General features: G+C 71.5%; 13 protein-coding genes, 3 tRNA genes, 3 rRNA genes, 1 other RNA gene and 1 pseudogene. 6 read left to right on the forward strand and 15 right to left on the reverse strand.

What is annotated here, in order from left to right:
• Positions 1-68: 68 nt before the first annotated feature.
• A complete protein-coding gene (locus ACWPWW_RS09745; protein WP_454050117.1) occupies positions 69-1463 on the forward strand; it encodes an outer membrane protein assembly factor BamB family protein in 1395 nt (464 codons plus the stop codon).
• 83 nt (positions 1464-1546) lie between these two features.
• On the opposite strand, the gene ACWPWW_RS09750 is transcribed toward ACWPWW_RS09745, so the two are convergent.
• Positions 1547-2248, reverse strand: a complete 702-nt coding sequence (locus ACWPWW_RS09750; RefSeq protein WP_454050118.1) for an SDR family NAD(P)-dependent oxidoreductase — start codon at positions 2246-2248, stop codon at positions 1547-1549.
• Positions 2249-2336: 88 nt separating this feature from the next.
• On the opposite strand from ACWPWW_RS09750, the gene ACWPWW_RS09755 reads away from it, so the two are divergent.
• Positions 2337-2933 carry a TetR family transcriptional regulator gene (locus ACWPWW_RS09755; protein ID WP_454050119.1) on the forward strand — a complete coding sequence of 199 codons (597 nt, stop codon included), beginning with the start codon at positions 2337-2339 and terminating at the stop codon, positions 2931-2933.
• 692 nt (positions 2934-3625) lie between these two features.
• On the opposite strand, the gene ACWPWW_RS09760 is transcribed toward ACWPWW_RS09755, so the two are convergent.
• The 6 genes from ACWPWW_RS09760 to ACWPWW_RS09785 all read right to left on the reverse strand — a co-directional run bounded on the left by ACWPWW_RS09760 (position 3626) and on the right by ACWPWW_RS09785 (position 9066).
• Positions 3626-3698, reverse strand: a tRNA-Arg gene (locus ACWPWW_RS09760).
• Positions 3699-3789: 91 nt separating this feature from the next.
• The gene (locus ACWPWW_RS09765) at positions 3790-4452 is read right to left on the reverse strand and encodes a response regulator (protein ID WP_454050120.1); all 663 of its coding nucleotides are present in this window, start codon (positions 4450-4452) and stop codon (positions 3790-3792) included.
• Positions 4449-5750, reverse strand: a complete 1302-nt coding sequence (locus ACWPWW_RS09770) for a sensor histidine kinase (RefSeq protein WP_454050121.1) — start codon at positions 5748-5750, stop codon at positions 4449-4451. Before ACWPWW_RS09770 ends, ACWPWW_RS09765 begins: the two co-directional genes overlap by 4 nt.
• 95 nt (positions 5751-5845) lie before the next feature.
• On the reverse strand, positions 5846-7522 hold the full coding sequence (locus tag ACWPWW_RS09775; RefSeq protein ID WP_454050122.1) for an FAD-binding dehydrogenase: 1677 nt from the start codon (positions 7520-7522) through the stop codon (positions 5846-5848).
• Positions 7523-7647: 125 nt separating this feature from the next.
• A tRNA-Ser gene (locus tag ACWPWW_RS09780) sits at positions 7648-7736 on the reverse strand.
• Between the two features lie 64 nt (positions 7737-7800).
• Positions 7801-9066 (reverse strand): threonine/serine ThrE exporter family protein, encoded by a 1266-nt coding sequence (locus ACWPWW_RS09785; protein ID WP_454050123.1) that lies wholly within the window; start codon positions 9064-9066, stop codon positions 7801-7803.
• Between the two features lie 139 nt (positions 9067-9205).
• On the opposite strand from ACWPWW_RS09785, the gene ACWPWW_RS09790 reads away from it, so the two are divergent.
• Complete coding sequence (locus ACWPWW_RS09790) at positions 9206-11929, forward strand: Ig-like domain-containing protein (RefSeq protein WP_454050124.1); 2724 nt, start codon at positions 9206-9208, stop codon at positions 11927-11929.
• 22 nt (positions 11930-11951) lie between these two features.
• On the forward strand, positions 11952-12344 hold the full coding sequence (locus ACWPWW_RS09795) for a YchJ family protein (RefSeq protein ID WP_454050125.1): 393 nt from the start codon (positions 11952-11954) through the stop codon (positions 12342-12344).
• 6 nt (positions 12345-12350) lie between these two features.
• Here the strand turns inward: ACWPWW_RS09795 and ACWPWW_RS09800 are convergent, their stop codons facing one another.
• Positions 12351-15266 (reverse strand): DUF7507 domain-containing protein, encoded by a 2916-nt coding sequence (locus tag ACWPWW_RS09800; RefSeq protein WP_454050126.1) that lies wholly within the window; start codon positions 15264-15266, stop codon positions 12351-12353.
• A gap of 1342 nt (positions 15267-16608) precedes the next feature.
• Between ACWPWW_RS09800 and ACWPWW_RS09805 the strand changes: the two are divergent.
• Positions 16609-16941: pseudogene (locus ACWPWW_RS09805) on the forward strand (glycoside hydrolase family 6 protein); the annotation flags it as partial.
• A gap of 80 nt (positions 16942-17021) precedes the next feature.
• On the forward strand, positions 17022-17396 hold the full coding sequence (locus tag ACWPWW_RS09810) for a glycoside hydrolase family 6 protein (protein ID WP_454050430.1): 375 nt from the start codon (positions 17022-17024) through the stop codon (positions 17394-17396).
• A gap of 692 nt (positions 17397-18088) precedes the next feature.
• Here ACWPWW_RS09810 and rrf read toward each other — a convergent pair.
• The 7 genes from rrf to ACWPWW_RS09845 form a co-directional block, all read right to left on the reverse strand.
• Positions 18089-18206, reverse strand: a 5S ribosomal RNA gene (rrf, locus tag ACWPWW_RS09815).
• A gap of 101 nt (positions 18207-18307) precedes the next feature.
• A 23S ribosomal RNA gene (locus tag ACWPWW_RS09820) occupies positions 18308-21437 on the reverse strand.
• 373 nt (positions 21438-21810) lie between these two features.
• A 16S ribosomal RNA gene (locus ACWPWW_RS09825) occupies positions 21811-23335 on the reverse strand.
• The 16S, 23S and 5S rRNA genes sit together here, the layout of an rRNA operon.
• Before the next feature lie 722 nt (positions 23336-24057).
• Positions 24058-24444, reverse strand: an RNA gene (rnpB, locus tag ACWPWW_RS09830) — RNase P RNA component class A.
• Between the two features lie 49 nt (positions 24445-24493).
• A tRNA-Ser gene (locus tag ACWPWW_RS09835) sits at positions 24494-24585 on the reverse strand.
• 53 nt (positions 24586-24638) lie between these two features.
• Positions 24639-25439, reverse strand: coding sequence for an SDR family NAD(P)-dependent oxidoreductase (locus tag ACWPWW_RS09840; protein ID WP_454050127.1), 801 nt, complete (start codon positions 25437-25439; stop codon positions 24639-24641).
• Positions 25440-25488: 49 nt separating this feature from the next.
• On the reverse strand, positions 25489-25905 hold the full coding sequence (locus tag ACWPWW_RS09845) for a hypothetical protein (RefSeq protein WP_454050128.1): 417 nt from the start codon (positions 25903-25905) through the stop codon (positions 25489-25491).
• Positions 25906-25930: the final 25 nt, after the last annotated feature.

Genomic DNA, 25930 nt, shown 5'->3' on the forward strand with positions numbered 1-25930 from the left:
CCGGCCTCCGGCAGCAGCGGCGACCACCGCCCGGCCGAGCAGGTCGTCGATCCGCCGGGGCGGGGCGGATGGCGGAGGTGCACCTCGAGGAGGAGGCGGCCGCCCGCCGGGAGGAAGGCGACGCGCCGCGACGCCCGCGCGCCAAAGCGAGCTGGCTGCGCCGCGGGTGGCCCGTGCCGGCGGCCGCCGCACTCGGGCTCGTCGCCTGGCAGGCCGGATCGGCGGCGCAGGACCGGGCCGCCCTCGAGCGGCTGCGGGAGACGCCGGGGGTGATCGCCGAGACGGTGACGCCACCGCTCGACGCGATCCCCTGGGGTTCCCGGGACTCGTTGCCGGTCCTGGTGAACGGCGTCGGCACCGAGGACGGCCTCGTCGCCGGGGCGGTCACCGACGGCGCACGGGTGGCGGTCACGGCGGTCGAGCCGGCGACCGGCACTGAGGCGTGGCGCGTCGATCTGCCGTCCGCGGACGGCGGTACGCCGGCAGCCGCACCGTCCTGCAGCAGCGGAGGTGGCGAGCAGGGCAGGGCGACGCTGTGGTGCGTCGTCACGGGCTCGTCCGCCCCGGAGCCCGGCGGGACCAGCACGCGACTCGTCGGGATCGACCTGTCGGCTGGAGCCGTGACCAGCGAGCGCGCACTCGGCGCCGGCACGGAGTCGGTGATCGCCGGCGAGGCCCTCGTGGTCGCCACCGAAGACGGCGACGTGCTCGACGTGGTCGCCACCCACCTGACCACTGGTGCGCCCCGGTGGCACGCACGAGTCCCCGACCGGTTCGGTCCGAACCCGCCCGGCAGCCGGCTCTCGGCCTCCGGACGCCACGTCCTGCTCGACGGGGCGTCGGGGGACCACGCGCTCGACGTCGACACCGGCGCCGTCCGGGCTAGCGCCCCGGAGCTCGTGGTCGCGCGAGGCGATCGGCTCGTCGAGATCCGGTCGGGCACACGCTCCGCGCTGCCGGACGGCGACGGGACCAGCACGCCGCCGACCTGGGGCCGGCCGCGGTTCATCGGACCGGACGACGGCACCGTCCCGGACGTGCTGCTGCTCGACGCGCTCGACGGCAGCTCCGGAGGACGTCTGCGCGCGCTGGACGCGGGCACCGGCGAGGTCCGCTGGGAACGCCCCGGTCACGGGCGCTCGCAGACGAACCTCGTCCTCCTCCAGGGGGTGCTGTACGGCAGCAGCAACAGCACCGTGTGGGCGGTGGACGCCGCCACCGGTGCCGAGCTCTGGTCGACCGAGGGCGGATCGCCGGCGGGCGACCAGCTGATGACCGACGGCGTCACGCTCCTGCGCAGCGAGCGCGCTCCCGGCTCCGGGCGGCGCGAGCTGGCCGCGTACGAGCCCGGAACGGGCGAGCGGATCTGGGCGGCGGCCGTCCCGGAGGACATCCTCGCGGTCCGCGCGGAGGGAGGGGTCCTGATCGGGCAGAGCGAGACGGGGTCCTTCGCCCTCGGCTGACCGGGCGCCCGGGAATCTTCGACCACGTGCCCTACCAGGGGGCGCGGCTGCCGTCCCACGACCACAGCGCTCCGGTCGGCCCGTCATCCGGCAGCAGCGCGAGGCGCACCGCGCCAGTCGCGGCCTCGACCGGGTCGCCTCCCACCGACATCCCGGGCAGGAGGTTCGTGCGGCAGTCCGGGCGCCAAGGCGTTGACCTTGACCTGCGGACCGAGGGCCTGTGCGGTCAGGAGGGTGATCGCGTTGACCGCGGTCTTCGAGCTCCGGTACGCGAGGCCGCCACCCTGGACCTGCTCCCAGTCGAACTGCGGGTTGGGGCCGCTGTTCCAGGTGAGCGACCCGGTGCCGCTGGAGATGTTGACGATCCGAGGGTGCGCGGACCGCCGGAGTGCGGGCAGGAAACCCTGCGCGACAGCCACGAGCCCGAAGACGTTCGTCTCGTACGCGGTCCGCAGCTGCTCCAGCCCCGTGCCGACGATGTCCTCGGCGCCGGGGTTGATCCCCGCGTTGTTGACCAGGATGTCCAGGTCGCCCACGAGGTCCACCGCGGCAGCGATCGACGCGGGCTGCGTGACGTCGAGCGCCACGACGCGCGCCGTGCCGCCCAGCTCGACGGCAGCGCGCTGCCCTCGCGCCAGGTCCCGCGCACCGATCCACACCTCGACTCCGTGCTCGAGCAGCTGCCGGGCGATCTCGAACCCGATGCCGCTGTTCCCTCCGGTCACCAGTGCTCTCAGACCCGAGCCCGGCAGCGCCGACCGGGGAAGTACTTCGCTCGCGTCCATCGACGTGTCCTTTCCAACTCCAACGATGCGGTTGGAGAATACCGACGCGATCGGCCAACCGCAACGACGCAGTTGGTAACCTCACGCGATGGCCTGGGACACCGAGGGGACACGGCGCCGGCTCCGCGAGGCCGCGTTGACCGAGTTCGCCGCACACGGCTTCGACGGCACGACTGTCGCCGCCATCGCCACGCGCGCCGGCGTCAACAAGGAGCGGCTCTACAGCTACTTCGGTGACAAGCGCGCGCTGTGGGAGCTCGTGCTGTCGACCGAGCTCGAGCGCCTGGCTGCCGCAGTCGAGATCACCGGTGCCGGCCTGGACGATGTCGGGGAGTTCGCCGGCGCGACGTACGACTACCACTCCACGCACACCGAGCTGGGTCGACTGCTCCAGTGGGAAGGGCTGCAGGACGGCCGCCCCGCTCAGCTGGAGGCGCGTACGGAGCACTACCGGGAGAAGGTCGATCGATTCGCCGCGGCCCAGCGCGAGGGCCTCCTGGACGACGGCCTCGACCCCGCGCACCTCGTGTTCGCGCTGATCGCTCTCGCCGCGTGGTGGAGCACCGTGCCGCAGCTCGCCGAGATGATCACCGGCTCGGGGACCGACGACCAGGGCGAGCGGATCCGGCGCCGCCGGTTCGTCGTGGAGGCGGCGCGACGGCTCGCGTCGCCGACGCGTCCCTGACGCGGGGTCCGGTCCCGACCGGGCGCGTCCGCCTCCGTCGCCGAGCTCGACCGAGCACGAGACGAGACGCTCGCGTCTGCTCGCCTCGGACGTCGCGCGTCATCCGCCTCGTCCACGACCGACGTCGAGAGGTGTTCGCGAACCCGGTTCCAGTGGTACCTGTCTCGTGGAGGAACGACGGGGTTGGCTGTTCCACGTGGATACGAGGCATCCGCTCGAGCGGTGGTGGCAAGAGCAGGAGGTGGTGCTGCGACCGGGTCGAGCACGACCGGTCGCGCGGCGTCGCGCCCGTCAGGCCGGCGAGACGAGTCAGGCTGTGGACACCGGCACCGGTTCCGCTCCGGATCCCGGCAGCGACGAGACGTAGTGCGCCCACGCTTCCGCCGTGCGGACGGCATCGGAGCCGCTGCGTCGCCGGACCCAGCGACGCCGGGTTCACGACGACGTCGGCGCTGAAGCTATGCACCTGTGCCGACGCGAAGTCGACGTCCAGCCCGTCGCTCAGCTCGTCGCTCGTCACGGCGGCCCGGATCTTGGCGCACCACCACTCGTGAGCTCGCCGGTTCCACTCGTCACGCGCCTCGCGGGGGCGAACGTCGTGGATGGCCCGCCCCCGGAGGCTCACATCGAGGGATCGCCACGGAGAAGCAGGAACCCCCGCCCAGGGTTACCTGGACGGGGGTTGTGCGCTGTGCGCCCGGAGGGACTCGAACCCCCAACCTTCTGATCCGTAGTCAGATGCTCTATCCATTGAGCTACGGGCGCGTGGCCCCCGGAAGGGCCGCAGACGAGAATACAGGTCCGAGGCCCCGACCCCAAACCGGGCCCGCGTCGCCCCCGTCACACCCCGTCGAGGTCACCGCGGCACGACCCCGTGCTGGTACGCCCAGACCACCGTCTGCAGCCGATCCCGCGTCCCGATCTTGGCCATCGCCCGCCCGAGGTGCGACTTCACCGTGCTGGTCTCCACGACGAGCTCGCGTGCGATCTCCGCGTTCGACAGCCCGCGTGCGAGCAGCTCGACGATCTCGGTCTCGCGGGCGGTGAGCCGGTCGACCAGGCCGGCCGAGCCGCCCGTCCCCACGGCGACCGGTGTGCGGCGTGCGAACTCGGCGATGACGCGGCGGGTGACGCTGCCGTCGACCATGCCGTCGCCGGCGGCGAGCCGGCGGACGGCGGCGACGAGGTCGTCGGGCTCGGTGTCCTTGAGCACGAACCCGCTGGCGCCGGCCTCGAGCGCGCCGAACACGTACTCGTCGAGGTCGAAGGTCGTGACGACGAGCACCGCGGGCACGGACCCGGCTCCCGCGAGGATCTCCCGCGTCGCCGCGAGCCCGTCGCCGCCGGGCATCCGGACGTCCATGCACACGACGTCGGGGGCGAGCCGGCGCACCTCGGTGACGGCGGACCGCCCGTCGCCCGCCTCCCCGACGACCTCGATGCCCCCGGCCTGCTCGAGAATGACGCGGAACCCCGCCCGGACCACCGCCTGGTCGTCGACCAGCACCACGCGGATCATGCGCGCTCCCCCTCGACCCGTGCCGACGTCCCCGACGTCCCCGCCACGCGGTCGCGCGGCACAACGATGCGCACGGACCACCCGCCGTCGGGCGTGGGACCGGCGGACAGCGTCCCGCCGACCAGCGCCGCCCGCTCCCGCATCCCGACGAGCCCGACGCCTTGACGACCGCCCGCGGGAGGAGGGGCCGCCGGCGCCACCGCGTTCCGCACCTCCAGCACCACCTCGGCGTCGTCGACGCGCAGCCGCACGCCCACCGTGGCGCCGGGGGCGTGCTGCCGGGCGTTGGCCAGCGCCTCCTGCGCCACCCGGTACAGCGCGACGTCGGCGAGCGGGCCGAGCGCGGCCTCGCCGCCGGTGCGCTCGAGGTCCACGCGGGCGCCCAGCCCCTGGGCCGTCGCGACGAGGTGCTCGAGGTCGGCGACGCCCGGGACGGGTGCGTGGCCGTCGCTCGCGTCGGGCCCCTCGCGCAGCACGCCGACCACCAGGCGCAGGTTGTCGAGCGTCTCCTTGCCCTGCGCGCGGATCCACGCGGCGCCGGCCTTCGCGGCGGCGGGATCGGGGTCGACGAGCCGCTCGACGGCCGCCGCCTGGACGACCATGCCGGAGAGGTGGTGGGCGGCGACGTCGTGCAGCTCCCGCGCCATCCGGGCGCGCTCGGCCACGACGGCGGCGCGGGCGGTCGCGTGCTGCGCCCGGACGGCCTCGGCCGCCCGCAGCCGGACGAGCTCGAGGTAGCGGCGGCGGGTCGCGACGGAGGACCCGACCAGGGCCGCGACCGGGTAGCTGACGGCCGAGCCGAGCAGGTGCAGGAGCAGCAGCGGCCCCAGCGGGCCGGGGCCGGGCGCGGCCAGCGCCGAGCCGACGGTCTCGACGACGACGGCGACCGTGGTCACCGCGAGCGCCCGGCGGGTCGGCAGCAGGGTCCCGATCGTGTAGCCGGCGACGAGCGGTGCCAGCCCGCGGATCGACAGGTCGGTGGGGACGGACGCCACGACGCCGATCTGCGCGAGCACCACCAGCGCCAGCGTGAGGACGGGCCGGGTCCGGCGCAGCGCGAGCACCACGGCCTGCGCGGAGCCGAGCGCGACGAGGGCGCCGCGGTGCGTGACGACCACGTCCTCGCCGGCGGCGGCCGGGCTGACCAGCAGCACGAGCATCGCGAGGGTCACCACGAGGACGACCCCCGCGAGCGCGGCGTCCCGCGCCGGCACGCCGACCACCCCGAGGCGGGTGAGCAGCGCGTCGACGCGGGACGGTCGCGGCGGGGTGACGTCGTCGACCGGGTTGCCGTCCATGCGACGCATCCTCCCAGCCTCCGTGAGCGCGGTCGTCGGGACGTCGCGCGCAGGTGCCGTCCGGCGGTGGCACCTGTGGTCGCAGGCGGTCCGCCTCAGAGCGCCCGCGCGAGCGCCCGCCCGACGGTCCGGCCGGTGAACAGGCAGCCGCCGAGGAACGTCCCCTCGAGCGCCCGGTACCCGTGCGCGCCGCCGCCGCCGAAGCCCGCCGCCTCCCCGGCCGCGTACAGCCCGGGCACCGGCTCGCCGTCCCGGTCCAGCGCGCGGCCGTCGAGGTCCGTCTGGATGCCGCCGAGCGTCTTGCGGGTGATGACCCGGAGCCGCACGGCGATCAGCGGCCCGGCGGCGGGGTCGAGCACCCGGTGCGGGCGGGCGACGCGCAGCAGCCGGTCCCCGCGGTACCGGCGGGCGTTCCGGATGCTCAGCACCTGCGCGTCCTTGGCGTACGCGTTCCGCACCTGGGCGTCCCGCTCCCGCACCTGCCGTTCGATGCCCGCCGGGTCGAGCAGCGGCTCGTCGGTGAGGGCGTTCATGCCGGCGACGAGCTCGGGCAGGGTCCCCGCGACGACGAAGTCCTCCCCGCGGGACTTGAACGCCTCGACGGGTCCGGGGGCGCCGCGGCCGAGCCGGGTGCGCAGCAGCAGCCGGTAGTCCCGGCCGGTGATGTCGGGGTTCTGCTCCGACCCGGACAGCGCGAACTCCTTCTCGATGATCCGCTGGGTGAGCACGAACCAGGAGTGGTCGTAGGGCTGCAGGTCGGGGTCGGTCCGCAGCAGCCGCAGCGTGCCCACCGTGTCGTGCCCGGGCAGGCCCGGCGACGGCAGCCGCCGCCCGAGGGCGTCGAACCAGAGCGACGAGGGCCCGGGCAGGATCCGGATGCCGTGGCCCGGCCACACCGGGTCCCAGTTCGCGATGCCCTCCGTGTAGTGCCACATCCGGTCGCGGTTCACCAGGCGCACGCCTGCGGCGTCGGCGATGTCGAGCATCCGGCCGTCGACCGAGGCGGGCACGCCCGTGAGCATCGTGCGCGGCGGCGTGCCCAGGCGGTCCGGCCACCACCGGCGCACCAGCTCGTGGTTGCCGCCGATGCCACCGGTCGCGAGCACGACCGCCGAGGCCGTGAGCGTGAAGCCGCCGACCGGGGTGCGGTTGCTGCGGACCCCGCGAGGCGAGTCGTCGGGGGCGAGGACGGTCCCCTGCACGCCGGTGACGACGCCCGCGGTCCGGACCAGCCCGTCGACCTGGTGCCGGAACCGCAGCGTCAGCCGTCCGTCCGCGGCGGCCGCGCGCACCCGGTCGGCGAACGGCTCGCTGATCCCCGTCCCGGTCCCCCACGGCACGTGGAACCGCGGCACGGAGTTGCCGTGCCCGCCGGGCAGGCCGTCGCCGCGCTCCGCCCAGCCGACCACCGGCGTGAACCGCACCCCGCGCTCGTGCAGCCACGGCAGCGCGTCACCGGCGGCGAACTCGACGAACGCCCGGCCCCAGCGCACGCCCCACGCGTCCTCGGGCAGGTCACCGTCCAGGCGGTCCCAGCCGGCGCTGCCCCGCCAGTCCCGCCACGCCAGGTCGAGGGAGTCCCGGACGCCGAACCGGCGCTGCATCGGGCTGTCCACCAGGAAGATGCCGCCCAACGACCAGTACGCCTGCCCGCCGAGGTCGGCCGGGCCCTCCTGGTCGACCAGCACCACGCTCCGGCCGGCGCGCACCAGCTCGTCCGCCGCGACCAGCCCGGCCAGCCCGCCGCCCACCACGATGACGTCCGCGTCCACGTGTGCCCCTCCGCACCCGGGCGCACGCCCCGTCGCGGCGCCGGTGCGAGCGACTGTAGCGGCGGCGGTGACGCGTCCGGGGACGCGACGAGGGCCCGGTCGTGATGACCGGGCCCTCGTGGAAGCGGAGACGGTGGGATTTGAACCCACGGAAGGGTTGCCCCTTCACGACCTTAGCAGGGTCGCGCACTAGACCTGGCTATGCGACGTCTCCAGACTGCGCCACAGTACCGGGCACCCGCGGCGTCCGCCAAAAGCGCGGGTGAGCACCGCGGACGTCAGCGCTCGAACCCCCACTCGCGGTCGGTGAGCATCCGCGCGACGGCCAGCCCGACGGACAGGGCGACGACCACCAGCCCCGCCTGCACCCCGTACGCCAGCGCCTGCGTGGTGTCGCCGTTCGACAGGGAGAACACGGAGCGGTAGGCCGAGACCCCCGGCACCATGATGACGACGGCCGGGACGGACACCGTGATGCGCGGGACCCTGAGCCGCGGGGCCAGGTACGCCGCGAGCAGCCCGACGAGCAGCGCCGCGCCGGCCGCCCCCGCCTGCGGGGCGACGCCCTCCGGCACGTACAGCCGGCCGGTGTTCGCGACCATGCCGACCGCGGCGGCGCCGAGCGCCATCCGCCAGGGGCTGTTGAACATCAGCGCGAAGCCCAGCACGCCCACGAAGCTCGCGAGCATCCGCAGCGGCAGCAGCGCCGCCGGGGCGATCGCCTGCGCGACCTCCACGTCCGGCGACAGCCCGACGGCGATCGAGACGCCCCAGACCGCGAGCGCCGCGGACGTGAGGATCATCAGCGCGTAGGTCAGGCGGGCCAGCCCCGCCGAGAAGTCGAGCCTGGCCAGGTCCAGCCCGCCGGTCACCAGCGGGAACCCCGGCACGAGGAACAGGACGGCGGACACGTACCCGGCGGCGTGCCGCACCTCGGTGGCCCCCGACCCGTGCAGCACCGACACCAGCCCCAGGTACGCGAGGCACGCGAGCGCGGCGGCGACCATCGTCACGCCGAACTGGTTGAGGCCGCGGTGCAGCAGCAGCCGGCGGGTGAGCTGGCCGAGCCACGCCGCGACGAACGCCCCGGCCATCTCGACCGGTCCGCCGTGGTTGAGGAACGCGAACGCCGCGCAGGCGACCGCCGCCCACAGCGCGTTGACCACGACGGGGTAGAGCGGCGGCTTGCGCTCGATGCGGTCGAGCTCGCCGGTGATCTCCTCGACCGTCGCCCGGCGGCCCGATGCGGCGAGCGAGCCCGCCAGGGTCTCCAGCTCGGCGAGCCGGTCGGCGTTGATCCCGACCGAGCGGACCTCGGCGACCTCCGTGCGGAAGCTGGCCCCGCGGTGCGACGTGGCCGTGATCTCCGTCAGCGTGACGTGCGCGGCGTGCCGCTCGATGCCGATCGCGTGGGCGACCCGGGCCATGGACGACTTCACGCGGTAGGAGCCGGTGCCCGCGGACAGGCTGAGACGCCCCACGCGCAGGGCGACGCCGGACTGGCGGATGAGCTCGAGCTCGTCGTCTGCTGGCTGGGTCGGCACGCGCACCATGATGGCGGTCGGCGGCGCGCGGGTGCGGGACGTCCGTCCGGTCCCCTCGCCACGGCCGCCGCCCCTGGGTACCGTGTGCGGACCTGCTGGTCGGGGGATCCGCGGGTCGGGGCGACGGACCGGGGGCACGGTGCGCACGACGACGTCAGGCAGTGCGGCGCGACGACGGTGGGCGGCGGCCGCCCTGGGCGGGCTGCTGCTCGGGCTGCTGGCACCCCTCGCTCCCGCCTCGGCCGCACCCGCGGACGACTGCGCGAGCCCCACCCGGACCGTCACGGGATCCGCGTCCGGAGCCGCGCTGGACGTCGCGGCCGGGGAGGTGGTGCTGATCGCGGCCGGCGCCCAGGTCGGAGGTGTGAACACGCTGCCGGCCGGCGCGACGCTGTGCGTGGCGGCGGGTGCGACGCTGGCGCCGGCGTACGTCAACAACGCCGCGGGGACGCTGTACGTGGCCCCGGGGGGCACCGCGACCATGCCGTCGATCGCCGTCGACGCGGGCTTCGTCCTCGACAACGCGGGGACGGCGACGTTCGCCGGCCTCGCCCTCAACGGACCCGGGACGGTGACCAACCGGGCGGGTGCGACCCTCACCGTCACCGGGGCGTTCACCCCCGCGGCGGGCACGATCGTCAACGAGGGCACGCTGGCGCTCCCCGGCGGGGCGACGCTGAACTCCCCGGTGTCCCTCGTCAACGACGGCACGCTGACCGCGAGCGGCACGACCATCGTGAACGGCCCGTTCCGGAACGCCGGGACGGCCACGCTCGACGGTGACCTCGTGGTCAACGGCTCCGGCACGCTCACGAACCTGTGCGTCCTCACCGCCACCGGCGGGCTGACCAACAATGGCCCGGGCTCCAGCAGCACCGGGCTCGTCGCGCTGGGCAGCGGGTTCGTCAACCAGGGCACCTGGCGCCAGGCCCCCACCGCCGCCCTCACGGCGACGACGCTGTCCGACGACGGGTCCGTCACCGGGTTCGGCCGGTACGTGTTCAGCGGCAGCACGAGCGTGCAGGGCGGGTTCGACGGCGACACCCCGCTGGTGCCGATCTTCGTCGACGTGCCCGGCACGACGTTCCCCGGCACCGGCGCCGGCTCCGTGACCAACGTGGACGTGCGCGATCTCGTCGTCCCGGGCCCCGCCGACTACCCGGCGCCGGACTGCGCGGACCCCGTGGGCCCGGCTGCGGCCGACGTCCAGGTCAGCAAGACCGGCCCCGCGTTCATCGGCCCCGGTGGCGTCTTCAGCTACACGATCACCGTGACCAACGCCGGGCCGGACGCCGCCGCCGGCGTGACCGTCACCGACGCGCTGCCGCCCGAGCTGACCGGCGTCACCGCGTCGGGCGGCGGCGTGGTCGCCCCGCCGGCCGTCACCTGGTCGCTCGGGACGCTCGCGGTCGGCGACACGGTCACCCTCACCGTGACCGGCACCGCCCCGGACGACGGTGAGCTCGTGAACTCGGTGAGCGCCACGGCCACCACCCCCGACCCGGACGCGTCCAACAACGACGGCACCGCCGACTCCGAGACCGTCGTCACGGAGGTCACCCCCGGCACGGACGTGGTCGCCCCGCCGACCGCCGACGACCTGCTGCGGGAGACCGTCGTCGGCCGGCCGGTCGTCTCGACGGTGACGGGCAGCAGCACCGACCCCGACCTGCAGCTCCGGTTCAGCCGGCTGACGTCGCCGGCGGACGGCGCGCTCCTGCTGCTCCCGGGCGGCCGGTTCGCCTACCTGCCGGCCGCCGGGTTCGTCGGCACCGACTCCTTCACGTACCAGGTGTGCGACAACCAGGTCCCGCAGCAGTGCAGCGCGCCCGCGACGGTGACGCTCATCGTCCACCCGCTCGCGGTCGACGACGAGACGACCACCCTGGTGGACCAGCCGGTCACCGTCGACGTCCTGGCGAACGACCCCGACGGCGCCCTCCTCTCCACGGACCTCGCCGACCTGGCCGACCACGGCCTGGTGTCCGTCGACCCCGCCACCGGCACCGCCCGCTACACACCGGGCCCGGGGTACCTCGGCACCGACTCCTTCACGTACCGGGCGTGCGCACCGGCCGACCCGGCCGACTGCGCCTCGGCCGTCGTGACGGTGCACGTCGTGCCGGACAACCTCCCGCCCGCCGCACCGCCGCTCGCGCTGGAGACCACGGTGGGCACGCCGGTGTCCGGCGACCCCGCCGTGAGCGACCCGGACGGCGACGCCGTCACGCTGACGTCCGTCTTCCCCACCGCCGCGGGCGGGACCGCCGGGCTCGCGGGCGGCACCCTGACGTACACGCCGCCGCCGGGCTTCGCCGGGCAGGGCGTCTTCCAGTACACGGTCTGCGACGACGGCATCCCGGTGCTGTGCAGCACCGGCCTGGTCACCGTGCTGGTCGACCCCGTGGCGGTCGACGACGACGCCACGACCCCGGCGGGCACCCCGGTCCCGATCGACGTCGTCGCCAACGACCAGGGCACCGTCCTCCCGCCGGACGTCACCACGCCGCCCGCGCACGGCACCGCCGAGCTGGTGGACGGGGTGCTCGTCTACACGCCCGCACCGGGCTTCACCGGCACCGACACCTTCGCCTACCGGGTGTGCGCCGCCGACGTGTCGCCGGCCTGCGCCGAGGCGGTCGTCACCGTGGTGGTCACCGGTGCCGGCGACCCCGACGACGGCGGCACCGGGAGCGGCGGCACCGGGGGCGACCCCGGCGGCCCCACGCGGGACGGCACGCTGCCCCGCACCGGCGCCGAGAGCGGCCCGCTCGCGGCCCTGGCCCTCGGCCTCGCCGCGGCGGGTGCCGCGCTCCGGGCTGCGACGACCCGGCCGCGGCGGGCCCGCCGCACCGCGCGCTGACCGCCCGCCCGATACTGGACCGGTGACCGCCCCCACCCGCTGCCCCTGCCTGAGCGGCCTGCCGTACGACGAGTGCTGCGGGCCGCTGCACCGCGGCGAGCGCCCCGCCCCCACGGCCGAGGCGCTCATGCGCTCCCGGTACAGCGCGTTCGCGGTCGGCGACGCCGGCTACCTGCTGGCGTCGTGGCACCCGAGCACCCGCCCGGAACGGCTCGACCTGGACGACGACGTCCGCTGGTACCGGCTGGACGTCCTCGCCACCGCTGCCGGCGGGCCGTTCGACGACGCGGGAACCGTCGAGTTCCGCGCGTACCACCGCGGGCCGGACGGCCGCGGGTCGCTGCACGAGGTCAGCCGGTTCGTCCGGGACGCAGGGGCCTGGCGCTACGTCGACGGTGACGTGGCGCCAGGCTGACCTGCGCTACTCGGCGGCTGCCCGGACCCGGACCCGCCGAACGGCGACCCCGGCGGCGATCAGCAGCGCGGCGATGCCGGCGAGGCCCGCCACTGCCGGACCGGTCACGGCGAGTGCACCGCCGCCGTCGCCGGCCTGGGTTCCGTCGCCCGAACCGCCGCCGGTGCCGTCGGTGCCACCGCCCGTGCCGCCGTCGGTGCCACCGCCCGTCCCGCCGTCCGTGCCGCCGTCCGTGCCGCCGTCACCCCCGGCGGCGACGTCGGTGGAGACCGACGCGTGCGCCGGGGCCACCGGCTCAGCGCCCTCCGGGGCCTGCCCGGTCGCCGTCGCGGTGTTCGTCACGGCGCCTGCGTCCGCGTCACCCGCCGTCACGACGTACGCCGCGTCACCGTCGCACGCAGCGGTGTCGCCGGGCGCGAGCGCCGCGGTCGTGCACGCCGACGCCCCGACCAGGTCGTCCTGCACCGCGACGTCCGCGAGCGTCAGCGAGCCGAGGTTGCGGACCTCGAACGCGTACCGGATCCCGTCCCCCGCCACCGCGGGCGTCCCGCCCTCGGGCTCGGCGCGCACCGTCAGGCCCAGCGCCGCGCTGGCGCCCGACGTCGGCACGACGACGGTCACCTCGCCGGAGGCCACCTCCGCCCCGGAGGACGTGCGCGCGGTCGCGGTGCCGGTGGCGGAGACTGCACCGGCCAGCAGGTCGGACTCGGTCACCGGGTAGCCCGGACTCGCGCTGCACGCGGTCGTCTCGCCCGGCGCCAGCGCGTCGGCGACGCACGTGGCCGGCCCCACGACCGACACGGAGGCGTTCGGGTCGTCCAGGGTCACCGTTCCCGCGTTGGTCACGGTGAGGTCGTACCGGAGCTCGTGCCCGACCTGCACGGGGCTGCCGGCCGGCAGCACGGGCTGCATCTCCAGGTCGAGCCGGGCGACGGCCTCGACGGTCGGGGTGCTGACCGACACCTCGGGTCCGGACACGGTGGCACCGGGCGGGGCGACTCCCACGGCCCACGCGGTGTTCGTCACCGAGCCCGCCGCCAGGTCCTGCTCCGTCACGACGTACCGGTCGGTCGCCGTGCACGGGGTGTCCTCGCCGGGCGCCAGGTCGGCCTGCGTGCAGGTCACCTCCCCCGCGAGGGGATCGACCACCCGGACGTCCGTCAGCGGGTCCGTGCCGGTGTTCTGGACCTCGAACGTCCAGCCGATCGTCTCGCCGACGCCGGCCAGTCCGTCGCCGTCCACGTCGTCCAGGTCGGCGTCCTTGGTGGTCACCAGGTCGGGCGTGGCCGAGCCGATCGGGATGACGAGGACCGCGTGCGCCGGGGTGACCGGGTCCGCACCCTCCGGGACCGACGCGGTAGCCGTGGCGTCGCTGGTGGCGGCACCGGCTGCGACGTCCGCCGCCGTCACCACGCGGTCGGCCACCGCGGCGCAGGTGGTGGTGCCGTCCACGGCCAGCACGCCCGGCGGGCAGTCCACGTCTCCTGCGGCCGTGTCGGTGACCGTCACCTCGGTGAGCGGGACGTTGCCGGTGTTCGTGACGTCGTACGTGTACGCGATCGTGTCGCCCGCCTGCACGCCGTCACCGCCGTCGTCGACGACCGCCGAGGACGACAGCGTCAGCGCGCCCGAGCCGGTCACGGGCACGGTGACGACGTCCGAGGTGTGCTCCACGGGACCGATCGCGCTCTCCGCGGTCACGCTCGCCACGTTGCTCAGCTCACCGGCCACGACGTCATCGCGCGTCACGACGAGGGACGTGAAGCAGCTCCGCGACGCACCGGCCGACCCGGCCGGGTTGATCACGGCGATGGTGCAGACCGGGTCGCTCGACACCTGCGGGTCGACGACCACCACGTCGGTGAGCGCGGACTCGTCGGTGTTCGTGACGACCAGCTCGTACGGCACGGTGTCGCCTTCGCGGTACGCCGCCGCCGGCACGCCCGACACCTGCTTCTCCAGGTGGACGGCGCCGAGCGGCTCGACCGTCCGGATGGTCAGGTCGGAGATCAGGTGGGTCGCGTACGCACTGCCCGAGGAGGCCGCGAACCCGGCCTTGTAGGTCACCGGCGGCGCCTGCTCCATCTGGCGCCGTAGGACCTCCTGGTACGCCAGCCGCGTGCCGGTGAAGTCGATCTCGACGGTCACGGTGGGGAGCACGTCCGGGCTGACGGTGACTCGCACGGAGCGCCGCGCCTGCTCGGGGGAGGTGGTCTGCACCGGGAGCGCCCGGTCCTCCCACGCCAGCGCCGTGGTCGCGAGCCAGCAGTAGCCCACGACGCCGTCCCCCGGCCCGCGCAGCGTCACCGAGTTGCCGACCTTGTCGACGTGCGGCGAGACGGCGTCGCAGCCCTGGCGCGTGCCCCCGGGGTCGACGGCGAAGTTGCCGAAGGGGTCGAGGCCCAGCCCGAGGTAGCCACCGGCCACCCCCGGGAACATCCCCGACTGCGAGTAGCCGAGCGACCCGCCGTGCTGCCCGACGTTGGTCAGCTCCCGGGCGCCGTCGGTGAGGAAGAAGCCGATGCCGTCACCCATCGAGCTGGGGTACGTGTCCCGGTACTGGTACTGGTCGAACTCCGCGACCAGCCCCGCCGACGCGGGCACCGGCCGGTCGAGGACGACACCGCCCTTCGCGCTGCGCACGGCGTCCGTGAGCTGCAGGTACCCGGGGTGCGCCCCGGTGGCGGGTGCGTCCACGGCGCTCGCGCACGGACCGAGGTCCGACCCCGTGGTGGGCGCCGCGACGGCCGCGGTCAGGCACGCGTCGTCGAGCCCCCGGAGCAGCGGGTCGGCGACGCTCTGCTGCCGGAACGTCTGGTCGAGCAGCAACGACCCCTGGCCGGCGGCCACGGCCGCCGGGGCTGCTGCGAGCGCACCGCCCGCCAGCACCACGGCGAGCGCCGTCCCGAGCGCGCGACTCACCGTTCGTGACCTGTGCCTCATACGTCCGACCCCGTTCCTCGCACCGGCCGCCGCCCGGGTCCGCGAGCAGCGGCGTGCCCGCACCTCGTGGGCGGGACACGGAGGCGATGCAATCGGACCGGCACCCGGGCTGAGTGGCGCGCGCGGCGTCCCACGGGGGCGCACCGGCAGATTGGGTAGCCGCTGGGTGGCGCGGCCGAGCCCGTCAGTGAGACTGATGAGTGGCACGGGGTCGCGGGATTCACCCGCTCGCGGGCAGCGGCCGGGCGCGCACCGGCCGATCGGGAGGGAAAGCCATTACCCGACCGAGGACCCACCATGCCCCGTCCCCGCCCGCGCGCCTCGCGGACCCTGACCGCCACGATCCTGCTCGCGAGCGCCGCGCTGCTGGCGGTCATCGGACTGGCCCCGGCCCCGGTCGCCGCAGCAGCCGTGAGCACGTCCGACCGGCTCACGACCGGCCAGTCGATCGGTGCCGGCGCGTCGCTGGTCGCCGCCGGCAGCGAGCACCGGCTGACCGTCGGCACGGACGGCGACGTCACCGTGCGGCTCGGGTCCGGCCCGGTGCTCTGGCACACCGGCACCACCGGCAACCCCGGTGCCCGGCTCGTGCAGGCGACGTCGGGGGCCCTCGAGGTCCGTACCGGGTCCGGCACGGTGCTGTGGACCACCGGCGCGGCCTCCCCGGGTGCACGGTCGATCATCAAGCCCGACGGCGTGCTCTACTCGGTCGACACCGCCGGCCGGCTGGTGTGGAAGTCGACGACGGACGGTCCTGCGCTGAAGACGACCGGCACCGACCGGGTGCCCTCGGGCGGCCTGGTGCTGGCGGGCGAGTCGATCGCGTCCGGCGACGTGCGGCTGACGATGGGCGTCGACGGCGACCTGGTGCTCACGCGCGCCGGCACCGTCGCGTGGCGCACCGGCACCGCGACGCGCGGCGCCCTCGCCCGCGTGACCACGGCCGGCGAGCTGCAGGTCGTGGCCGGCGACACCGTGCTCTGGTCGTCCGGCCCGGCGAGCGCCGCGTCCGCCGGCGCCCGGCTGGTCGTCAAGGACCACGCCCGGATCTACCTGGTCTCGACGGCCGGCACCAGCCTCTGGTCGTCGCCGGCCCCGACCGCCGAGCGGGTCCCCGCCGTGGTGACGCTGCCCCTGCCCGCCGCGCTCCCCGTCCCCACCCGCCCCGGTTCCGGCGGCGGCACGCGGCCCGACACCGGCACCGGCGAGCGCGTCTACCGGACCGTCCTGTCCGCGGCGCCGCAGTACGCCGACCCGACGTCCGAGCCTGGCCCGGGCCGTCACGAGCGCCGCGGCGGACGGCCGGACCACCGACGCCGCGCTGCTCGCCAAGGCGGCGGGCGGCGGCAGCGGCCGCTGGCTCGGGACCGCCGACGGCACGTCCACCGTGCGCGCCTACGCCGCGGCCGCGAAGGCCGCCGGCCGGACGCCGGTGTTCGTCACCTACGCCATCCCGAACCGGGACTGCGGCGCCTACTCCGCAGGCGGGTTCGGGAGCGCCGCCGAGTACCGCGCCTGGGCGGACGCCGTCGCCGCCGGCCTGCGGGGGTCCGCCGCCGTCGTCGTCGTCGAGCCCGACGCGCTGCTGCACCTCGAGCGCTGCGGCGACCGCGACGAGCGGCTCGCGACGATCCGGTACTCCGTCGAGGCGTACGTCGCCGCGGGCGCGGAGGTCTACCTCGACGCCGCCAGCAGCAACAGCCTTCGGGTGGAGCGCCGAGCAGCCTGCGCGACATGGCCCTCCGGCTCCGCGCCGCCGGCGTCGACCGCGCCGCCGGCTTCTCCACGAACGTGTCGAACTTCCAGCGCACAGACCACGAGGTCGCCTACGGCACGTACCTGTCGGCCCTGCTCGGCGGCAAGGCGTTCGTCGTCGACACCTCCCGCAACGGCAACGGACCCCTCGCCGGCCCCGACGGCACCGTGTGGTGCAACCCCGACGGGCGCGCGCTCGGCCCCGCGCCGGCAGCCACCGGCACCGGCCCGCACGTCGCGAACCTGTGGATCAAGACCGTCGGCCGCTCGGACGGCACCTGCAACGGCGGCCCGGCCGCCGGCGCCTACTGGGAGTCGTACGTGCTCGGCCTCGCGGAGCGAGCCGCCTGGTAGCGCCGGCACGGGCTCCACGTGCGGGCTGCCCGGCCGGCCTGACTCCCGACGCCAGCCTCCGCGTTCCGGCACAGGCGTAGCGGTCGAGCGACCGCCGGCCGCGGAGTCCTCCTGAGCACGGTGGACGCCGGGTGCACCCAGTACGCCTGCCGACGACTCCCCCAGCCCCCCTCTCTGGGACGACCGCAGCAACGCCGGCTCCGGCACCGCGTGACGCCGCCTCTGGCCCCCCGTCCGCACACGTCGACGCCCGACGCGCTCGGTGACATCGGTCCCTGCGCCGGGCTGTGCGCCGGGCGTCCTGCCCAGGCTCGTCGTCGAGCCCCGCTGGTCGTCGAGCCCCGCTCGTCGTGGAGATCGGGTGCTTGCGTCGAGATCGGTGCATGTCAGCACCGATCTCGGGAAGCACCGATCTCAGCACGACGTCACCGAACAACGCGCTGGACTGCGGGGGTCGCTGCTCCGTCTGCCGTTGCGGTGCGTGCCGTCGCACGCGTGGGTGCCGCGTCGTCGTCGTACGTCACGTCCGCTCGCACGCCGGGTTTCCGTGGCCGGACGGGCACCGGCCCCGGGCTCGTGTCGGGTCGGAACCCGGCTGCGACTCGGGACCGGTTCGGGTCGGGCTCGGCCTCGTGCATCGTCCGGGAACGACGAAGAGCCACCCCTCGCGGGGTGGCTCTTCGTGAATGATGTTCCGGCGGCGTCCTACTCTCCCACACCCTGGCGAGTGCAGTACCATCGGCGCTGAAGGGCTTAGGCTTCCGGGTTCGGAATGGGACCGGGCGTTTCCCCTTCGCTATGACCGCCGTAACTCTGTCGAACTGTCAAGCACACGGGCCTGCACCGGTGTGGGTGCAGGGGTGCTCGTGGTTCGGGAACCGCACAGTGGACGCGTAGCAACAAAAAGTGTTGTGGTGAAGTTGTCGGCTTATTAGTACCGGTCAGGCCTGGCAGTCTTGCGTCCTGCCTTCCACATCCGGCCTATCTACCCGGTGGTCTAGCCGGGAGCCTCTCACCCCTCGAGGGGGCGTGGAAACCTCATCTTGAAGCAGGCTTCCCGCTTAGATGCTTTCAGCGGTTATCCCTTCCGAACGTAGCCAACCAGCCGTGCTCCTGGCGGAACAACTGGCACACCAGAGGTTCGTCCGTCCCGGTCCTCTCGTACTAGGGACAGCCCTTCTCAAGTTTCCTGCGCGCGCAGCGGATAGGGACCGAACTGTCTCACGACGTTCTAAACCCAGGCTCGCGTACCGCTTTAATGGGCGAACAGCCCAACCCTTGGGACCTACTCCAGCCCCAGGATGCGACGAGCCGACATCGAGGTGCCAAACCATGCCGTCGATATGGACTCTTGGGCAAGATCAGCCTGTTATCCCCGGGGTACCTTTTATCCGTTGAGCGACGGCGCTTCCACAAGCCACCGCCGGATCACTAGTTCCGACTTTCGTCCCTGCTCGACCTGTCAGTCTCACAGTCAAGCTCCCTTGTGCACTTGCACTCGCCACCTGATTGCCAACCAGGCTGAGGGAACCTTTGAGCGCCTCCGTTACATTTTAGGAGGCAACCGCCCCAGTTAAACTACCCATCAGGCACTGTCCCTGATCCGGATCACGGACCGAGGTTAGATATCCAGAGCGACCAGAGTGGTATTTCAACGTTGACTCCACCGACACTGGCGTGCCGGCTTCACAGTCTCCCACCTATCCTACACAAGCCGCACCGAACACCAATACCAAACTATAGTAAAGGTCCCGGGGTCTTTCCGTCCTGCTGCGCGTAACGAGCATCTTTACTCGTAGTGCAATTTCGCCGAGTTCGCGGTTGAGACAGCGGAGAAGTCGTTACGCCATTCGTGCAGGTCGGAACTTACCCGACAAGGAATTTCGCTACCTTAGGATGGTTATAGTTACCACCGCCGTTTACTGGGGCTTAAATTCTGCGGCTGACCCGCCTTGCGGCTGACCCGTCCTCTTAACCTTCCAGCACCCCATTAACGGGCAGGCGTCAGTCCGTATACATCGTCTTGCGACTTCGCACGGACCTGTGTTTTTAGTAAACAGTCGCTTCTCCCTGGTCTCTGCGGCCCTCCACGCTTCCCGGGCAAGCCGGTACACGCTTCAGGCCCCCTTCTCCCGAAGTTACGGGGGCATTTTGCCGAGTTCCTTAACCACGATTCTCTCGATCGCCTTGGTATTCTCTACCTGACCACCTGAGTCGGTTTAGGGTACGGGCGGCTAGAACCTCGCGTCGAAGCTTTTCTCGGCAGCATAGGATCACCCAATCATCCAGCATACGCTGTCACCATCGGTTCTCAGGCTATGTGAGTGGCGGATTTGCCTACCACTCGCCCTACGGCCTTGGACGTGGACTACCATCGCCACGCTGGGCTACCTTCCTGCGTCACTCCTGTTAATACGCTTACCTACTACCGGATCGGGTCACGCGCTCCCCGCCGCGGTGACTCCCGAAGGAGTCGGTGCGGCGGCTCGGGCGTTTAGCATCACCGGGCTCGGTATGGGCGGTTCTTCGCCGGTACGGGAATATCAACCCGTTGTCCATCGACTACGCCTGTCGGCCTCGCCTTAGGTCCCGACTTACCCAGGGCGGATTAGCCTGGCCCTGGAACCCTTGGTCATTCGGCGGACGGGTTTCTCACCCGTCATTCGCTACTCATGCCTGCATTCTCACTCGTGTGGCGTCCACCACTGGGTTACCCCGCAGGCCTTCACCCGCCACACGACGCTCCCCTACCCATCCACACGGCTGGACCACGAAGGCCTGCCTGAAATGTGAATGCCACAGCCTTCGGCGGTATACTTGAGCCCCGCTACATTGTCGGCGCGGAATCACTTGACCAGTGAGCCTATTACGCACTCTTTCAAGGGTGGCTGCTTCTAAGCCAACCTCCTGGTTGTCTGTGCAACTCCACATCCTTTCCCACTTAGCATACGCTTAGGGGCCTTAGGCGGTGGTCTGGGCTGTTTCCCTCTCGACTACGGAGCCTTATCCCCCGCAGTCTCACTGCCACGCTCTCACTTACCGGCATTCGGAGTTTGGCTAACGTCAGTAACCTGGTGGGGCCCATCGGCTATCCAGTAGGCTCTACCTCCGGCAAGAAACACGTGACGCTGCACCTAAATGCATTTCGGGGAGAACCAGGTATCACGAAGTTTGATTGGCCTTTCACCCCTAACCACAGGTCATCCCCCCGGTTTTCAACCCAGGTGGGTTCGGTCCTCCACGCGGTCTTACCCGCGCTTCAACCTGCCCATGGCTAGATCACTTCGCTTCGGGTCTAGAGCACGCGACTGTATCGCCCTATTCGGACTCGCTTTCGCTACGGCTTCCCCACACGGGTTAACCTCGCCACGTACCACTAACTCGCAGGCTCATTCTTCAAAAGGCACGCCGTCACCCCTGCTAGGGAGGCTCCGACGGATTGTAGGCACACGGTTTCAGGTACTATTTCACTCCCCTCCCGGGGTACTTTTCACCTTTCCCTCACGGTACTTGTCCGCTATCGGTCACTAGGTAGTATTTAGGCTTAGCAAGTGGTCTTGCCAGATTCACACGGGATTTCTCGGGCCCCGTGCTACTTGGGATCCCCTTCGGGAGGCCACGTCATTTCGTCTACGGGGGTACCACCCTCTGTGCCGGGCCTTTCAATGCCCTTCGACTATAACGCGGCTTTCTGACTCCCTGACGACTCGGCAGAATCATCTGAAAGGTCCCACAACCCCGTACACGCAACGCCTGCCGGCTTGACACGCATACGGTTTGGCCTGATCCGCTTTCGCTCGCCACTACTCACGGAATATCTCTTCCTGCCGGTACTGAGATGTTTCACTTCCCGGCGTTCCCTCCACACACCCTATATATTCAGGTGCGGGTCACACGACATGACTCGTGCGGGGTTTCCCCATTCGGACATCCTCGGATCACGGTTCGTTTGCCAACTCCCCGAGGCTTATCGCAGGCTACAACGTCCTTCTTCGGCTCCTAGTGCCAAGGCATCCACCCTGTGCCCTTAAAAACTTGACCACAAAGACATTACTTTAAAAGATGCTCGCGTCCACTGTGCAGTTCTCAAACAACGAACGATCCCCGAGTCTCGCGCCGGCGCCTACCCACCATCACAGCAGTGAGCGGTTCGACCGACCGACCGGGCCCGTCATGAAGCAACACCCCCAAAGCGGGCTGTTCCCTCAGGACCCAACAGCGTGCCCAGGCGACCCGGCGAGATCAGCGGTGCGAGGTTCCGACCACCCGAAGGCGGAGTACTGACGCGATGCCGACCCCACGAGGAGTCGCCGTAGTTGATGTTCCACCCGTGAGCACCACCCCGAACGCGTACGGTCCGGGCCTGGTCTCTGCACACCCACACACGAAGCGCAGGTGCCAGAAGCCTCCTTAGAAAGGAGGTGATCCAGCCGCACCTTCCGGTACGGCTACCTTGTTACGACTTAGTCCCAATCGCCAGTCCCACCTTCGACGGCTCCCCCCACAAGGGTTGGGCCACCGGCTTCGGGTGTTACCGACTTTCGTGACTTGACGGGCGGTGTGTACAAGGCCCGGGAACGTATTCACCGCAGCGTTGCTGATCTGCGATTACTAGCGACTCCGACTTCATGGGGTCGAGTTGCAGACCCCAATCCGAACTGAGACCGGCTTTTTGGGATTCGCTCCACCTCGCGGTATCGCAGCCCTTTGTACCGGCCATTGTAGCATGCGTGAAGCCCAAGACATAAGGGGCATGATGATTTGACGTCATCCCCACCTTCCTCCGAGTTGACCCCGGCAGTCTCCTATGAGTCCCCGGCATGACCCGCTGGCAACATAGGACGAGGGTTGCGCTCGTTGCGGGACTTAACCCAACATCTCACGACACGAGTGACGACAACCATGCACCACCTGTACACCGACCTTGCGGGGCAACCATCTCTGGAAGTTTCCGGTGTATGTCAAGCCTTGGTAAGGTTCTTCGCGTTGCATCGAATTAATCCGCGCATGCTCCGCCGCTTGTGCGGGCCCCCGTCAATTTCTTTGAGTTTTAGCCTTGCGGCCGTACTCCCCAGGCGGGGCACTTAATGCGTTTGCTGCGGCACGGAACTCGTGGAATGAGCCCCACACCTAGTGCCCAACGTTTACGGCATGGACTACCAGGGTATCTAATCCTGTTCGCTCCCCATGCTTTCGCTCCTCAGCGTCAGTTGCGGCCCAGTGACCTGCCTTCGCCATCGGTGTTCCTCCTGATATCTGCGCATTCCACCGCTACACCAGGAATTCCAGTCACCCCTACCGCACTCTAGTCTGCCCGTACCCACTGCAAGCCCGAGGTTGAGCCTCGAGTTTTCACAGCAGACGCGACAAACCGCCTACGAGCTCTTTACGCCCAATAATTCCGGACAACGCTTGCGCCCTACGTATTACCGCGGCTGCTGGCACGTAGTTAGCCGGCGCTTCTTCTGCAGGTACCGTCACTTGCGCTTCTTCCCTGCTGAAAGAGGTTTTACAACCCGAAGGCCTTCATCCCTCACGCGGCGTCGCTGCATCAGGCTTGCGCCCATTGTGCAATATTCCCCACTGCTGCCTCCCGTAGGAGTCTGGGCCGTGTCTCAGTCCCAGTGTGGCCGGTCGCCCTCTCAGGCCGGCTACCCGTCGTCGCCTTGGTAGGCCTTTACCCCACCAACAAGGCTGATAGGCCGCGAGTCCATCCCTGACCGATAAATCTTTCCAGACGCTTCAGATGCCCGAGCGTCTCGTATCCGGTATTAGACCTCGTTTCCAAGGCTTATCCCAGAGTCAGGGGCAGGTTACTCACGTGTTACTCACCCGTTCGCCACTGATCCACCCAGCAAGCCTGGGCTTCACCGTTCGACTTGCATGTGTTAAGCACGCCGCCAGCGTTCGTCCTGAGCCAGAATCAAACTCTCCGTTAATGTCTACATGGCAACCACCACCCGAAGGCGGCGATCCACCGACACACGAGACGACCACCCCCACGCTGACGAAGGGATGATCAGTTCAAAATGGCTGTGCGGGCCGACCCAGACGGAGCAGGGCCGAACCCACGACACCAACAAAGCACACCAACTACGAACCACCACCCCGAACGAGGCGACGACCCGAGCCGATGCACCGATATGGCATCAACTACTTAGGCACACTGTTGAGTTCTCAAAGAACAGACGCGCATCCCCCACTCACCCTTGCGGGCTCCTGGCCGGAGGCTCGTTCTCAAATCTACCAGAGCTTCTGGTCCGTTCAGCCGTGGTTTCCCTCGGCCTCGCGTTCCTCCACTCTATCAGAGCTTTCGTCCCGTCCTGCCGTTCTTGCGATCCGACGTGACGTTCCTCGACTCTACCAGAGCTTCTGGATCACCTTTGCCGGAGACATTCATTCCGGCTGCGGTCCTTCCACTCTACCGCGCTTTCCTGGTCGTCAGCGCCGGCGTTCATTCCGACATTGCTGATCCGAGAGCCCGGCCCGGCACGACCGTGGGGACGCCGAAGCGTCCTGCCGATCGTGCTGGGGGTGGCTACCCCTCGGGACCAGCCTCCGAGTCGAAGCTCGGTGTCTGTTCCTCCCGTCAGGGCAACCTGGAGAACATTACGGCAGCGGCCCACGGCCGTCAACTCCGCAGGTCGCGGGCCAGGTGGTGCGGATGAGCTGGCCGATACGCCGGGTTCTGTCCCCGCTCGAGGTTGCCCTCGCGCGGGTGGCGACCATCCATCTACGACGTACGTTGCCGCACGCCTCCAGCGGCCTACCCGGGAGCTCGGGCGAGCAGCCCTCGAACGCTCCCTGTCTGGCCTTGCTCCGGGTGGGGTTTACCGAGCCGCACCGGTCGCCCGGCACGCTGGTGGTCTCTTACACCACCGTTTCACCCTTACCGCCGCACGGCCCGGAGGCCGTCCGGCGGCGGTCTGCTTTCTGTGGCACTGTCCCGCGGGTCACCCCGGGTGGGCGTTACCCACCACCCTGCCCTGTGGAGCCCGGACGTTCCTCGGCGAGCCCGAGGGCTCGACGCGGCCGCCTGTCCAGCTCATCCGCGCCGGTCACACTACACCGGCACCTCGACGCGGCGCCGGTGCTCGCGGAGGGCGTGGGATTCGAACCCACGAGGACGGGGTTGTCCCGCCCCAACGGTTTTCAAGACCGTCGCTTTCGGCCGCTCAGCCAGCCCTCCCGTACTGCGCCGCGACCCTACCAGCGGGGTCCCGGCGCCCGTGGGCGAGGAGCTCAGGGCAGGATCGCGTCGACGTACCCGCCGTCCACCCGCAGCGCGCCACCCGTCGTGGCCGACGCGAGCGGCGAGGCCAGGTAGACGACCATGTTCGCGATCTCCTCCGGCTCGATGAGCCGCTGCAGCAGCGACTGCGGCCGGTGCAGGCGCATGAACTCGCGCTGGGCCTCGTCCCACGGCAGGTCGCGGTCGACCAGGGAGTAGACGAACTCCTCGACGCCGCCCGTGTGCGTCGGCCCGGCGATCACCGAGTTGACGGTCACCCCCGTGCCGGCGGCCTCCTTGGCGAAGCCGCGGGACACGGCCAGCAGCGCCGTCTTGGACATCCCGTAGTGGATCATCTCGGCCGGGATCACCACCGCGGAGTCGCTGGCGATGTCGAGCACCCGGCCCCAGCCGCGGGCCGACATGCCCGGCAGGTACGTGCGGATCAGGCGCACCGCCGCGAGCACGTTGACCTCGAAGTAGCGGCGCCACTCGTCGTCGGTGATCTCGAGCGCCGGCCGGGCGCCGAAGATGCCGAGGTTGTTCACGAGGACGTCGACGTCGGGGACGACGCCGAGCACCGCGGCCACGCCGTCGTCCGTGGTGACGTCCCCCGGCGCGGCCAGGAACGTGCCGGTCACGCCCTCGGCCGCGGACAGCTCCGCGACGGCGGACTCGACCGAGCCGGCGCTGCGGCCGTTCACCGCCACCCGGGCACCCGCCCGGGCCAGCCCGAGGGCGATGGCCGCCCCGATGCCCTGCGTGGATCCGGTCACGAGCGCCGTCCGCCCGGCGAGGTCGATCTGCGTCATGCGCCCGACGCTAGGGCAGTCCGCCGGCGGCCGCACGAGCCACGGCCCGTCACGCGGCGGCGTCCCACCAGCGGTCGGGCAGCCCGGGCGAGACGATCTCCAGCCCGTGCATCGCGGCGACCGCGACCAGCCGCCGGTCGTAGGACGCGAAGGCGGTGACCTCCGGGTGCGCGACGGCGACGCCGAGGTGCAGGGACGCGAACGGCGACAGCACCGCGGTGGACATCGCCGCGGTGCCGACGGCCTGGTCCGAGTACCGCACGACCTCGATGGCGTCGACCACGCCGTGGACGCGCGCGCGGACGTGCGCCGGTGCCGTGGCGACCGCGTGGCGCAGCTCGCTCAGGGACAGCGACGTGACGAGGAGGTCCGCCTGGTGCTGCTCCGCCCACCGCTGCCAGTCCACCGAGTGGTCCGGGGTCGGGAGGTAGCGCACCAGGGCGGAACCGTCGGCGTAGACCCGCACGTCCCGAACCTTAGCGGGACGTGCG

The organism is Cellulomonas sp. Marseille-Q8402, from assembly GCF_965119525.1.

What these genes read in the sequence shown, in the direction of transcription:
- ACWPWW_RS09745 (WP_454050117.1), top strand. Translation starts at nt 69, where the DNA reads ATGGCGGAGGTGCACCTCGAGGAGGAGGCGGCCGCCCGCCGGGAGGAA.
- ACWPWW_RS09750 (WP_454050118.1), bottom strand. Translation starts at nt 2,248, where the DNA reads ATGGACGCGAGCGAAGTACTTCCCCGGTCGGCGCTGCCGGGCTCGGGT.
- ACWPWW_RS09755 (WP_454050119.1), top strand. Translation starts at nt 2,337, where the DNA reads ATGGCCTGGGACACCGAGGGGACACGGCGCCGGCTCCGCGAGGCCGCG.
- ACWPWW_RS09765 (WP_454050120.1), bottom strand. Translation starts at nt 4,452, where the DNA reads ATGATCCGCGTGGTGCTGGTCGACGACCAGGCGGTGGTCCGGGCGGGG.
- ACWPWW_RS09770 (WP_454050121.1), bottom strand. Translation starts at nt 5,750, where the DNA reads ATGGACGGCAACCCGGTCGACGACGTCACCCCGCCGCGACCGTCCCGC.
- ACWPWW_RS09810 (WP_454050430.1), top strand. Translation starts at nt 17,022, where the DNA reads ATGGCCCTCCGGCTCCGCGCCGCCGGCGTCGACCGCGCCGCCGGCTTC.
- ACWPWW_RS09840 (WP_454050127.1), bottom strand. Translation starts at nt 25,439, where the DNA reads ATGACGCAGATCGACCTCGCCGGGCGGACGGCGCTCGTGACCGGATCC.